Origin of the sequence: Streptomyces sp. NPDC003456, from assembly GCF_042878735.1 — a bacterium.
Lineage (GTDB): Bacteria > Actinomycetota > Actinomycetes > Streptomycetales > Streptomycetaceae > Streptomyces.
The window spans coordinates 305089-317739 of record NZ_JBIAOK010000007.1; the positions used below are offsets into that span (position 1 = coordinate 305089).

The window sequence follows — 12651 nt, forward strand, 5'->3', positions numbered from 1 at the left end:
CCCTCAGGGGCCGTTCTCGCGCATGCGGCGGTCCAGGGCCAGGGAGAGTTCCGCCTCGACCACGCTGCGGGCCAGGGGGCGCAGGCGGGGGAGGTCCTTGTGGTCGGCGTGGCGCAGGACCAGGGCGGTGAAGAGGTCGGCCAGGGCGTCGGTGTGGGTGCGGACCTCCTTGGCGGCGGCCAGGACCTCCGCGAGGGGGATGCCCTCGCGGACCAGGGCCGAGGAGACCTCCAGCAGGCGGCGGCTGATGTGGACGATCTCGCCGCCGTCGGTCCCGAGGTAGCCGAGGTCCATGGCGGCGGCCAGGTTCTCGGGGGTGGCCTCGCCGGCGAAGTGGTCGGCGAGTTCCTCGGGGGTGAGGTGGACCGGCTCCTCCTCGGTGGGCGGGCCGACGCCGAGGAGGTCGCCGACGTCCCGGCCGTGGTCGAAGGCCTCGGCCAGTTCCGCGATGCCGCTGAGGGTGTGGCCGCGCTCCAGCAGGGCCGTGATGGTGCGCAGGCGGGCCAGGTGGTCGTCGTCGTACCAGGCGATGCGGCCCTCGCGGCGCGGTGGCGGGATCAGTTTGCGTTCGCGGTAGAAGCGCAGGGTGCGCACCGTGATCCCGGCGAGGCGGGCCAGCTCTTCCATGCGGTATTCACGCTTCTCGGCCACCTGGGCACCTTAAGGCGTACCGGCGGTAACTTCCTCGTCCTGCCCCCTACCCATCGGTACGCTCCTGCCCTACGCTCCCATTGCGCCAGTGTTCACTGGCATGGTTCTCGTGGTGTGTGGAGGTGTCGGCATGGGCGAGCGCGAACGCGAGCACGTACGGGTCGCGGTGATCGGATCCGGGTTCGGCGGGCTGGGGGCCGCCGTGCGGCTGCGCCGGGAGGGCATCACCGACTTCGTCGTGCTGGAACGGGCGGGCAGCGTCGGCGGCACCTGGCGGGACAACAGCTACCCGGGCTGCGCCTGCGACGTGCCCTCGCACCTGTACTCCTTCTCCTTCGCGCCCAACCCGGACTGGCCGCGCACCTTCTCCGGCCAGGAGCACATCCGCGCCTACCTGGAGCACGTGGCGGACACCTTCCGGCTGCGCCCGCACATCCGCTTGGACACGGAGGTGAAGCGGATGGCCTGGGACGCCGAGCGGCTGTGTTGGGACATCGAGACCAGCAGCGGGAGCCTGTCCGCCGACCTCGTCGTGTCGGCCACCGGGCCGCTGTCGGACCCCAAGGTGCCGGACATCCCGGGCCTGGAGTCCTTCCCCGGCAAGGTGTTCCACTCCGCCCGCTGGGACCACGACTACGACCTGCACGGCAAGCGCGTCGCCATGGTGGGCACCGGCGCCTCGGCCATCCAGATCGTGCCGTCGATCCAGCCGCAGGTCTCCCGGCTCACCCTGTTCCAGCGCACCCCGCCGTGGGTGATGCCCCGGATGGACCGGGCCATCAGCGAGGCGGAGCGGTGGCTGCACCGGCGGCTGCCCTTCACCTCGCAGCTGCGCCGGGGACTGCTGTGGGGCATCCGGGAGCTGCAGGTCCAGGCGTTCACCAAGCGCCCGAACGAGCTGGGCTTCGTCGAGCAGCTGGCGAAGCGGAACATGGCCCGGGCGATCAAGGACCCGGCGCTGCGGGCCAAGCTGACCCCGGACTACCGCATCGGCTGCAAGCGGATCCTGCTGTCCAGCGCTTACTACCCGGCGATCGCGCGGCCGAACGTGGACGTCGTGGCGAGCGGTCTGGCCGAGGTGCGCGGGTCCACCCTGGTGGCCGCCGACGGCAGTGAGGCCGAGGTCGACGCGATCGTCTTCGGCACCGGCTTCCACGTCACCGACATGCCCATCGCCGACCGGGTCGTGGGCGCCGACGGGCGGACGCTGGCCGAGACGTGGCAGGGCGGCATGGAGGCCCTGCGCGGTGCGTCCGCGGCCGGCTTCCCCAACTGGATGACGATCATCGGGCCCAACACGGGACTGGGGAACTCCTCGATGATCCTGATGATCGAGTCCCAGCTCAACTACCTGGCCGACTTCGTGCGCCAGCTCGACGTCCTCGGCAGGCGGGTCGCCCTCGACGCGCGGCCCGAGGCCGTGCGGAGGTGGAACGACCGCGTGCAGGAGCGCATGAAGCGGACGGTGTGGAACACCGGCGGCTGCACCAGCTGGTACCTCGACGCGAGCGGCCGCAACACCACCATCTGGCCCGGGACGACCGCGGAGTTCCGGCGCGCCACGCGGCGGGTGGACCTCGCCGAGTACGACGTGCTGCGGCCGCCCGCGGCCGGCCGGGGGGAGACGCAGGACGCGGCGAAGGCGGAGGTGGACGCGTGAGCCGTCTCCTCCACGTCGACTCCGGGCCCTACGCCCCGCCCGCCCCGGTGCGCGAGCTGACCGCCGTCTCCGCCGACGGTGCCCGGCTGCACGTGGAGGTCCACGGCCCCGAGGGCGCCCCCGCGGTGGTCCTCGCCCACGGCTGGACCTGCTCCACCGCCTTCTGGGCGGCCCAGATCCGCGACCTGGCCGCCGACCACCGGGTGATCGCCTACGACCAGCGCGGTCACGGCCGCAGCCCCGCGAGCCGGGCGTGCAGCACCGACGCGCTCGCCGACGATCTGGAAGCCGTGCTGGAGGCCACCCTCGCCCCCGGCGAGCAGGCCGTGATCGCGGGCCACTCCATGGGCGGGATGACCGTCATGGCGGCCTCCGCCCGGGCCGGTTTCCGTGCCCGCGCGGCCGCGGTCCTGCTGTGCAGCACGGGCAGTTCGCAGCTGGTGGCGTCCTCCACCGTCGTACCGCTGCGGCCCGGGCGGCTGCGGACCTGGCTGACCCGGCGGATCCTCGGCTCGCGCGCCCCGCTCGGGCCGGTCACACCCCTGGCCCGCCGGATCCTCAAGTACGGGACCATGGGCCCCGCTTCGGCGCCGCACATGGTCGAGGCGTGCGCCCGGATCGTGCACGCCTGCCCCCGCGCGGTCCGGCACACCTGGTCGCAGGTGCTGGACCTGCTCGATCTCGACCACGCGGTCCGCGAGTTGCGGGTGCCGACGGCCGTCGTCGTCGGCGCGGCGGACCGGCTGACGCCGCCGTCGCATGCGCGGGCCCTGTGCGAGGCGCTGCCGCAGTGCACCGGGGTCACCGAACTGCCCGGCGTCGGCCACATGGCGCCCATCGAGGCGCCCGAGCCGGTCACCGGCGCGATACGCGAGCTCGTCACCACCCACATCCAGGTCGTCACCGAGGAGAGCGCATGAGCAGGGTCAGCCTCGAAGGCAAGGTCGCCGTGGTGACCGGAGCGGCGCGCGGCGTGGGGGAGTTGCTGGCGCGCAAGCTGTCCGCCCGGGGCGTGAGGGTCGCCCTGGTCGGGCTGGAGCCGGACGCCCTCAAGCAGGTCTCCGCGCGGCTGCACGGCGACAGCGACCACTGGCACGCCGACGTCACCGACCACGAGGAGATGGCCCGGGTCGCCGCGGCGGTGAAGGAGCGCTTCGGCCGGGTGGACATCGTCGTCGCCAACGCCGGTGTGGCGAGCGGCGGTCCGTTCGCCGACTCCGACCCGGAGTCCTGGCGGCGGGTCATCGAGGTGAACCTGATCGGCTCGGCGGTGACCGCCCGGGCCTTCCTGCCGGCGCTGCTGGAGAGCCGGGGCTATCTGCTGCAGATCGCCTCCCTCGCCGCGATCACCCCGGCGCCGATGATGACCGCGTACTGCGCGTCGAAGTCGGGCGTGGAGGCGTACGCGCACAGCCTGCGGGCCGAGGTGGGGTACCGGGGCGTGGGGGTCGGGGTCGGGTACCTGTCGTGGACCGACACGGACATGGTGCGCGGGGCCGACCAGGACGACGTGATGCGGGAGTTGAGGCAGCGGCTGCCCTGGCCCTCCAACAAGACCTATCCGCTGGGCCCGGCGGTGGACCGGCTGGTGGCGGGGATCGAGCGCAGGTCGAGCCACGTCTACGGGCAGTGGTGGCTGCGCGGGATGCAGGGGGTGCGCGGCTACCTGCCCGCGGTCATCGGGACGGTGGGCCAGCGTGAGATGCGGCGGTTCGCGGACCGGCTGACGGGCATGCGCACGGGCCTGGTCGGGGCCGGCGGCGCGGCCGACGAGCAGCGGCGCACTACGCTCCGTGAGTGATCGACATGCGCAGGGTCACCGCCCGTGTGAATCTGATCGAGCCAGATCCCCTCACCCCCAACGGGAGTGAACCCACATGGGTATGAAGGACCAGTTCCAGGAGAAGTCCGAGCAGTGGCAGAACCAGGCCCGTCAGAAGGCGGACCAGGCTCGCGAGCAGATGCAGGGCCGCGGCCGCCGGCGCGACGAGGAGATGAACCCCTCGCAGCCGCAGCGCGACCGTGAGCGTGAGCGCGAGCAGGAGGACCGCTTCGACCAGGACTTCGACGCCTGACGTTGCGTGCTGAGCGGACTGGGGCGCCCCGTGCGGGGCGCCCCTTTCCCGTGCCGGTCAGGGCCGGGGCGGCAGCTTCGGGCGGGAGCGGTCCGGCACGTCGCGGTAGGTGGGAGGGGTCGCGGGCGGGTTCGTCTCCAGCAGTTCCAGGGCGAGTCGGACCGCGTCGGTGAGCTGGGCGTGCCGTCCCTCGGCCCAGTCGAGCGGGGTGCGCAGCACGTCGATGTCGGGGGCGACGCCCTGGTTCTCCACCGACCAGCCGTAGGCGTCGAACCAGGCCGCGTTCATCGGCACCGTGATCACCGTGCCGTCGCCCAGCAGGTGCCGGCCGGTCATGCCGACGACCCCGCCCCAGGTGCGCTGCCCCACCACGGGCCCGAGCCCGAGCAGTTTGAACGCGGCGGTGATCATGTCTCCGTCGGAGGAGGTCGCCTCGTCGGCCAGGGCGACCACCGGGCCGCGGGGCGCGTTGGAGGCGTAGGACACGGGCTGGGCGTCCCGGGTGAGGTCCCAGCCGAGGACGGTGCGGCTGAGGGTCTCGACGACCAGTTCGCTGATGTGCCCGCCGGCGTTGCCGCGCACGTCCACGATCAGCGCGGGCCGGGAGACCTCCATGCGCAGGTCGCGGTTGAACTGCGCCCAGCCCGAGCCGCCCATGTCGGGGATGTGCAGGTAGCCGCAGCGGCCGCCGCTCAACTCGCGCACCACCTCCCGGCGTTTGGCCACCCAGTCCTGGTAGCGCAGTGGCCGTTCGTCGATCAGCGGCACCACCGCGATCCGCCGGGGCGGGCCCGTGCCCTCGGCGGGGGTGAAGGTCAGTTCCACCGTGGTCCCGCCCGCACCGGCCAGCAGCGGGTAGGGGCCCGTGCCGGGGTCCACCGGGCGGCCGTCGACGTGGGTGAGGACCGCGCCCTCCCGGATGCCCGTGCCGGCGAGGGGGGAGCGGGCCTTGGAGTCGGAGGAGTCGCCGGGCAGGATCCGCCTGACCGTCCAGCCGCCGTCCCGGCGTTCGAAGTTGGCGCCCAGCAGGCCTTGGCGGCGCTGGTAGTGCGGCGGGCCCTCGTTGCGCCGGGCCGCCGTGACGTAGGCGTGGGAGGTGCCGAGTTCGCCGAGGACCTCGCGCAGCAGGTCCGCGAACTCGTCGGGGGAGGCGACCCGTTCGACCAGCGGGCGGTACTGGTCCAGCACCCCGTCCCAGTCGATGCCGCACATGCCGGGGTCCCAGAAGTAGGCCCGGATCAGCCGCCCGGCCTCCTCGTACGCCTGCCGCCACTCGGCCGCGGGGTCGACGGTGTGCAGGATGCGGCGCGCGTCGATCCACACCGTGGAGTCGGAGTCGCCGGGCTCGTGGGACGGTACGGCGCGCAGTTCGCCCTCGTCGACGACCACCAGTCTGCTGCCGTCGCCGCTGACGGCGAACCAGTCGAGGTGCTGGGCGAGTTCGGACTTCCTGGCCTTGGTGAGGGCGAAGTGCTCCAGGGTCGGCCGGCCGCTGGTGTCGTCCGGGTTGGCGAAGGTCTCGCCGAGCGCGCCGGAGATGGGCCAGCGCAGCCACACCAGTCCGCCGCCGGCCACGGGGTGCAGCGCCGAGTACTTGGAGGCGGCCACGGGGAACGGGGTGACCCGGCTCTCCAGGCCCTCGACCTCGACGGTCACCGCCCCGTTGTCGCCGTTGGCGTCGTCCTCCACGGGATCCAGGCCCCCGGCGGCCGGGCGGCCCTCGGGGTTCACCGCGAACGGGGAGGGCGTCGCGGACGACAGCGGCACCAGGTAGGGGCGGCAGCCCAGGGGGAAGGACAGGTCGCCGGTGTGCACGTCGTAGACGGGGTCGAAGCCGCGCCAGGAGAGGAAGGCGAGGTAGCGGCCGTCGCGGGTGAAGACCGGGTTCTCGTCCTCGAAGCGGCCGTTGGTGACGTCGGTGACGAACCGGTCGGCGATCCGGGCCAGTTTGATCTGCCGCAGGGTCCGCCCGATCCCGGGGTGCGACCAGGTCAGCCATGCCCCGTCCGGGGAGAACGCGAGGTCGCGCACGGGGCCGTTGACCGACCGGATCAGCTCGGTGACCTCGCCGCCGGAGTCCTCGCCCACGTCGACCAGCAGCAGCCGGCCGTCGTGCGCGGCGACCGCGAGCCGCTCGCCCTCGGGGTCGGCGACCAGCTCCCGCACCCGCCCGAGCGCCCCGGACGCCAGCCGCCTGGGTGGCCGGGCACCGGTCGCCCGGGGCAGGAAGGCGATCTCGACGGCGTCCTCGCCCTCGGCGTCGGTCACGTAGGCGACCCGGCCGCTGCCGCCGAGCATCTCCGGCAGCCGCACCCGCACGCCCGGGGTGTCGGCGAGGGTGCGGGCGGGGCCGTCGCGGTGGGTGAGCCAGTACAGGGAGCCGCGCACGACGACCGCGCTGGCCCGCCCGGTCTCGTCGACCGCGACGCCGTCGACGTGTTGCGCTGCCGCCACCTGGTACGGGCGCCGTCCGGCCCGCGGTCCGCTCAGCCGGACGTCCAGCCGGCGCGGCACGGCGTCCGGCGACAGGTCGTCCACCAGCCACAGGTCGCCCGCGCACTGGTACACCACGCGGTGGCCGTCGCTGGAGGCGTGGCGGGCGTAGAAGGAGTCGTGGTCGGTGTGGCGGCGCAGGTCGGAGCCGTCGTGGGCGCAGGAGTAGAGGTTGCCGACGCCCTCGTGGTCGGAGAGGAAGGCGATCCGCCCGGCGACGAGCATGGGGGAGTGCAGATGGCCGTCGAGGCCGTCGAGCAGCCGTTCGCCGTGCAGCCAGAGCCGGCCGGTGGCCCCGCCGCGGTAGCGCTTCCAGGAGGCGGGTTCGTGCGGCGGGGTGCCGGTGAGCAGCAGCGACCGGCGCTCCCCGGCCAGGTCGGCGACCTGGATGTCGGAGACCGGGCCCCAGGGCAGTCTGCGGCCCGGGTCGTCCTCGGGGGCGAGCTTGTAGGCCCAGGTGAAGAACGAGAAGGGCTCGCCGTGCGAGGCCACGGCCAGGATGTCGCCGTCCGGGGTCCAGCCGCAGACGCGGGTGTCGGCACTGCCCCAGTGGCTGATCTGCCGGGCCGGGCCGCCGTCCACCGGGGCGAGGTGGACCTCGGGCACGAGGGTGCGCCAGCTCGTGAAGGCGATGCGGCGGCCGTCGGGCGAGAAGCGCGGGTGGCCCGCCTTGGTGCGGTCCACGGTGAGCCGCCAGGCGCGCCCGGGGCCGTCGAGGGGGGCGAGCCAGAGGTCGTCCTCGGCGACGAAGCACAGCAGGTCGTCGTGGAGGTGCGGCAGACGCAGATAGGTCACCCGACCATGCTTTGCCCGGGCAGGGGCACCAGCAAGTCGTGGCCGTCGCGGTGGCGTGGCCCACCACACGTACGAAACGGTTTCGTTTTTTTAGGGACTGGGGTACCGTGGTGGTGTACGAAACCGTATCGTTCCGGATCAGGAAGGTGAGCACGATGGCCGATGCCGTCGCCGCGCGTCGCAGCCGGATCACCCCCGAGCGCGAGGCCGAGCTGTACACGGCCGTGCTCGACCTGCTCCGCGAGGTCGGCTACGACGCCCTGACCATGGACGCCGTGGCCGCCCGCACGCGGTCCAGCAAGGCCACGCTCTACCGCCAGTGGGGCGGCAAGCCGGAGCTGGTGGCGAAGGCGATCCGGCACAACAAGCCGGGCGGCACCGCCGACGTCGACACCGGATCACTGCGCGGCGACCTGCACGCCCTCACCGCCCGTGAGGACGACTGCGCCATGCAGCAGAACGCCGCCCTGATGCGGGGCCTGTTCATGGCGGTCCACGGCAATCCCGACCTGCTCCAGGCGTTCAAGGAACTGCTCATCGAACCCGAGATGGCGGAGTTCCAGCTGGTGGTGCAGCGGGCCGTCGACCGCGGCGAGATCGAGGCCGGCCGCCCGGCCCTGGACTACATCGTGCACATGCTGGTGGGCGCGTTCGCCACCCGCACGCTGATCGACGAACAACCGCCCACCCGGGCCTTCCTCACCTCGTACATCGACGCCGTGGTCCTCCCCGCCCTCGGCGTCCCCACCACCGACTAGTCCCCCCGGCTGGCCCTCCACCTGACGTCACCGCTCACGTCGTCGGGCTGGTCCTCCCTGCCCTGAAGACCCCACGACCTGACCGGGAGTACGTTCTCGTGGCCACATTCCTCTACAAACTCGGCCGGCTCTCGTTCCGGCGGCGGCACCTCGTCGCCCTGATATGGGTGGCACTGCTGGCCCTCGCCGGGGCCGGCGCGGCCAGTGCCCCCACCGCGGGCAACAGCTCGTTCTCCATCCCCGGCACCGAGGCCCAGAAGGCCTTCGACCTGCTGGAGCAGCGCTTCCCCGGCACCAGCGCCGACGGCGCCACCGCCCGCGTCGTCTTCAAGGCGCCCGGCGGCGAGAAGATGACCGACCCCGGCAACAAGGCGACCGTCCAGGACACCGTCAAGGAGCTGTCCGACGGCTCCGAGGTCGCCGCCGTCACCGACCCCTACCGGGCCAAGGCCGTCAGCAAGGACGGCACGGTCGCCTACGCGCAGGTGTCCTACAAGGTCTCCGGCATGGAGCTGGACGACGCCGCCAAGGACGCCCTGGAGGAGAGCGCGCAGCACGCCCGGGAGGCCGGGCTGACCGTCGAGATCGGCGGTGACGCGCTGCAGGCGGTGCCGCACACCGGCTCCAGCGAGGTCATCGGCATCGCGGTCGCCGCGGTCGTCCTGGTCATCACCTTCGGCTCGCTGGTGGCCGCCGGACTGCCGCTGCTGACGGCGCTGATCGGCGTGGGCATCGGCGTGTCCACCATCACCGCCCTGGCCAGCGCCCTCGACCTGGGCTCGACCACCTCCATCCTCGCGATGATGATCGGCCTGGCGGTCGGCATCGACTACGCCCTGTTCATCGTCTCCCGCTACCGCGCCGAACTGGCCGAGGGCCGCGAGCGGGAGGAGGCGGCGGGCCGGGCCGTCGGCACGGCCGGCTCCGCGGTGGTCTTCGCGGGCCTCACCGTGGTGATCGCCCTGGTGGGCCTCGCCGTGGTCAACATCCCGATGCTCACGAAGATGGGTGTCGCGGCGGCGGGCACGGTGGCCATCGCCGTGCTGATCGCCCTGACCATGGTCCCGGCGCTGCTCGGCTACGCGGGCCGCAGGGTCAAGCCGATGGGGGAGAAGAGCAGGCTACGGGGCCGGGCCAAGGGCCGGGACGCCTCCGACCGGCCGGCCGAGCCCGCCAAGCCCAACCTGGGCACCCGCTGGGCCAGCTTCGTCGTCCGCCGCCCCCTCGCCGTGCTGCTGCTCGCCGTCGTGGGCCTCGGCGCGGCGGCCGTCCCGGCGGCCGACCTGGAGCTGGGCCTGCCCGACGACGGCTCCCAGCCCACCTCCACCACCCAGCGCCGCGCCTACGACCTGCTCTCCGAGGGCTTCGGCCCGGGCTTCAACGGCCCGCTGATGGTCGTGGTCGACGCCAAGGGCAGCGACGACCCCGAGGCCGCCTTCACCGCGGTCGGCGACGAGATCAAGGGCCTGAAGGACGTCGTGACGGTGACGCCGCCCGCGCCCAACAAGGCCGGCGACACCGCCACCATCACCGTGATCCCCGGCTCCAAACCGTCCTCGCTCTCCACCGAGAACCTGGTGCACGGCATCCGCGACGCGGGCGCCGGCATCAAAGCCGACACGGACGCGACCGTGCTGGTCACCGGCAGTACCGCCATGAACATCGACGTCAGCCAGAAGCTCAACGACGCACTGGTGCCCTACCTGGTCCTGGTGGTCGGCCTGGCCTTCCTGCTGCTCATCGTGGTGTTCCGCTCCATCCTCGTCCCGCTGAAGGCGGCCCTCGGCTTCCTGCTGTCGGTGACGGCGGCGCTCGGCGCGGTCGTCGCGGTCTTCCAGTGGGGCTGGCTGTCGGGCCTGATGGGTGTGGAGCAGACCGGCCCGGTCATGTCGATGATGCCGATCTTCATGGTCGGCGTGGTCTTCGGACTGGCCATGGACTACGAGGTGTTCCTGGTCACCCGCATGCGGGAGGCCTACGTCCACGGTGAGAAGCCGGCCCAGGCCGTGGTCACCGGCTTCCGCCACGGCGCCCGCGTCGTCACCGCCGCCGCCGTGATCATGATGGCCGTCTTCGCCGGCTTCATCGGCTCCTCCGAGTCGATGGTCAAGATGATCGGCTTCGGCCTCGCGATCGCCGTGCTGTTCGACGCGTTCGTCGTCCGCATGGCCATCGTCCCGGCGGTCCTGGCCCTGCTCGGCCGCAGGGCCTGGTGGCTGCCGCGGTGGCTGGACCGGGCCCTGCCCAACGTCGACGTGGAGGGCGAGGGCCTGCGCGCCTCCTCCGGTGACGACGACGGCGACAGGGAACTGGTCCGGGTCTGACCCGGCGGGACCGGCGAGGCCGGTGAGGGCACTGCCCTCACCGGCCTCGCCCGTGTCTCGGTGTGCCGGTCCTCAAGCCGCCTGCGGGTGCAGGACGACCTTGGTGTAGCCCTCGACGCGCTTGTCGAACTTCTCGTACGCCGACGACGCCTGGTCGAGCGGCAGTTCGTGCGAGACGACGAAGCTGGGCTTCGCGCGGTCCTCGATGATCAGGTCCCGCAGGTGCCGGTTGTACCGCTTGACGTTGCACTGGCCGGTGCCCATGCGCAGCCCCTTCTCGAAGAGGCGCCCGACGGCGACCACCAGCATGCCCTTCTTGGCCTGCTCGTCCGGACCGCCCGGGTCGCTCGGCACGTACAGGCCGGGCACACCGAGGGCACCGGTGGGCCGGACCGTGTCGACCAGCGAGTTCAGCACGACCGCCGGTTCCTCGTGGTCCCCGCTCTGCCCGTGCGCCTGGGCCTGGTAGCCCACCGCGTCGATGCCCTTGTCGGTTCCCTCGCCGCCGGTCTGCTCCCTGATCTGCTCCGCCGGGTCGCCCTGCGTGAAGTCGACCGGGACGGCGCCGATCTCCTCGGCCTTCTGCAGGCGTTCCGCCACCCGGTCGACGACGAACACCTTGCTCGCCCCGCGCAGCACCGCGGAGTAGGCCGCCATCAGGCCCACCGGACCGGCGCCGTACACGGCGACCGTGTCACCGGGGCGCACGTCGGCCAGCTCGTTGCCGTGGTAGCCCGTCGGGAAGATGTCCGCGAGCAGGACGAAGTCCGTCTCCTTCTCGGTGCCCTCCGGCAGCTTCAGGCAGTTGAAGTCGGCGTACGGGACGCGGACGTACTCCGCCTGGCCCCCGGTGTAGGGGCCCATCGCGACGTAGCCGTAGGCGCCGCCGGCGAAGCCCGGGTTCACCGTCAGGCAGAAGCCCGTGTAGCCGGCCGAGCAGTTCTTGCAGAACCCGCAGGCCACGTTGAAGGGCATGACCACCCGGTCGCCCTTGCTGAGTGTGGTGACTCCTTCCCCCGTCTCCTCGACCACCCCGAGGTTCTCGTGACCGAACACGATGCCCGGCTCGGCGGCCGTGCGGCCCTCGTACATGTGCAGGTCGGAGCCGCAGATGGCCGTCGAGGTGACCCGGACGAGCACGTCGTTCGGATGCTGGATGCGCGGATCGTCCACGTTCTCCACCGCTACCTCGAAGGGTCCCTTGTACACGACAGCCCTCATCGTCAAGCACCTCCGTCTGTGCCGTGGCTCATATACCAGGCTGGTGCATGATGAGAGGATTTGCACCCAGAGCAGAAAGGAAGTACGGCTTTGTCGCGTCGCATCGGCACCCTTCTCGTGGCGGTCTCCGGACTGTCCGGCACCACCTACCCGGTCGGCACCCGCGTGGCCATCCAGGGCACCGGAGGCTCCGTCGACGGCTTCGTCGACGGCGACTGGCTGCCACTGGCCTGGTGGGAGTTCGCGGACGTCCGCCCGGAGGACTCCACCGGCTGAGACGGTCGAGGAGCGGTTCGGGGCGCCCGGAGCGCGCGGCCGCGGCAGGGCCGGCGGGATGCGCTGCGGCACCTGGGAGGAGCACCCTGGAACCAAGCGTTCCGGAGGTGATCCTCATGATGCACACCGCAGTCGGATGGCACGTCGAGATGGAGTTCATGGAGGACGACCAGCGCACGCGGGCCGCCGCGATGGTCCGCCTGCCCGACGGCACCGAGGTACGGGCGCACGGGCACGCGCAGCGGCACCGGTCCGACGCGAACCAGCCCAGGATCGGGGAGGAGATCGCCGCGGCCCGGGCGCTCAACGAACTCGCCATGCAGCTGCTGACCAAGGCCCACGAGGAGATCGACCAGGCGTCCGGACGGGTCTCCCATCCGATCCACGTCTGACGCCGA

At 72.4% G+C, this 12651-nt stretch carries 11 protein-coding genes; 8 read left to right on the plus strand and 3 right to left on the minus strand.

Annotation, left to right across the window (positions count from 1 at the left end):
• Window positions 1-3: 3 nt before the first annotated feature.
• A complete protein-coding gene (locus ACFYWG_RS28810; protein ID WP_376327052.1) occupies window positions 4-627 on the minus strand; it encodes a MerR family transcriptional regulator in 624 nt (207 codons plus the stop codon).
• Window positions 628-781: 154 nt separating this feature from the next.
• Between ACFYWG_RS28810 and ACFYWG_RS28815 the strand changes: the two genes are divergently transcribed.
• The 4 genes from ACFYWG_RS28815 to ACFYWG_RS28830 all read left to right on the plus strand — a co-directional run bounded on the left by ACFYWG_RS28815 (window position 782) and on the right by ACFYWG_RS28830 (window position 4386).
• Entirely contained in the window at window positions 782-2311 is a 1530-nt protein-coding gene (locus ACFYWG_RS28815; protein WP_385412358.1) for a flavin-containing monooxygenase, read from the plus strand.
• Complete coding sequence (locus tag ACFYWG_RS28820; protein ID WP_383502977.1) at window positions 2308-3231, plus strand: alpha/beta fold hydrolase; 924 nt, start codon at window positions 2308-2310, stop codon at window positions 3229-3231. The genes ACFYWG_RS28815 and ACFYWG_RS28820 overlap by 4 nt, the downstream gene beginning before the upstream one ends.
• On the plus strand, window positions 3228-4112 hold the full coding sequence (locus tag ACFYWG_RS28825; RefSeq protein WP_383502980.1) for an SDR family oxidoreductase: 885 nt from the start codon (window positions 3228-3230) through the stop codon (window positions 4110-4112). The genes ACFYWG_RS28820 and ACFYWG_RS28825 overlap by 4 nt, the downstream gene beginning before the upstream one ends.
• Before the next feature lie 76 nt (window positions 4113-4188).
• Window positions 4189-4386: a hypothetical protein gene (locus ACFYWG_RS28830; protein ID WP_376326764.1), complete on the plus strand. Its 198-nt coding sequence runs from the start codon at window positions 4189-4191 to the stop codon at window positions 4384-4386.
• A gap of 57 nt (window positions 4387-4443) precedes the next feature.
• On the opposite strand, the gene ACFYWG_RS28835 is transcribed toward ACFYWG_RS28830, so the two are convergent.
• A complete protein-coding gene (locus ACFYWG_RS28835; RefSeq protein ID WP_385412351.1) occupies window positions 4444-7674 on the minus strand; it encodes a S41 family peptidase in 3231 nt (1076 codons plus the stop codon).
• 155 nt (window positions 7675-7829) lie between these two features.
• Here ACFYWG_RS28835 and ACFYWG_RS28840 point away from each other — a divergent pair, with 155 nt between their 5' ends.
• The gene (locus ACFYWG_RS28840; protein WP_383502986.1) at window positions 7830-8432 is read left to right on the plus strand and encodes a TetR/AcrR family transcriptional regulator; all 603 of its coding nucleotides are present in this window, start codon (window positions 7830-7832) and stop codon (window positions 8430-8432) included.
• Between the two features lie 98 nt (window positions 8433-8530).
• The gene (locus ACFYWG_RS28845) at window positions 8531-10756 is read left to right on the plus strand and encodes an MMPL family transporter (RefSeq protein ID WP_376326760.1); all 2226 of its coding nucleotides are present in this window, start codon (window positions 8531-8533) and stop codon (window positions 10754-10756) included.
• A gap of 72 nt (window positions 10757-10828) precedes the next feature.
• On the opposite strand, the gene ACFYWG_RS28850 is transcribed toward ACFYWG_RS28845, so the two are convergent.
• On the minus strand, window positions 10829-11977 hold the full coding sequence (locus ACFYWG_RS28850; RefSeq protein ID WP_383501833.1) for a glutathione-independent formaldehyde dehydrogenase: 1149 nt from the start codon (window positions 11975-11977) through the stop codon (window positions 10829-10831).
• 90 nt (window positions 11978-12067) lie between these two features.
• Here ACFYWG_RS28850 and ACFYWG_RS28855 point away from each other — a divergent pair, with 90 nt between their 5' ends.
• A complete protein-coding gene (locus ACFYWG_RS28855) occupies window positions 12068-12253 on the plus strand; it encodes a hypothetical protein (RefSeq protein ID WP_383501830.1) in 186 nt (61 codons plus the stop codon).
• 116 nt (window positions 12254-12369) lie between these two features.
• Complete coding sequence (locus tag ACFYWG_RS28860) at window positions 12370-12645, plus strand: DUF1876 domain-containing protein (protein WP_376330881.1); 276 nt, start codon at window positions 12370-12372, stop codon at window positions 12643-12645.
• Window positions 12646-12651 lie beyond the last annotated feature (6 nt).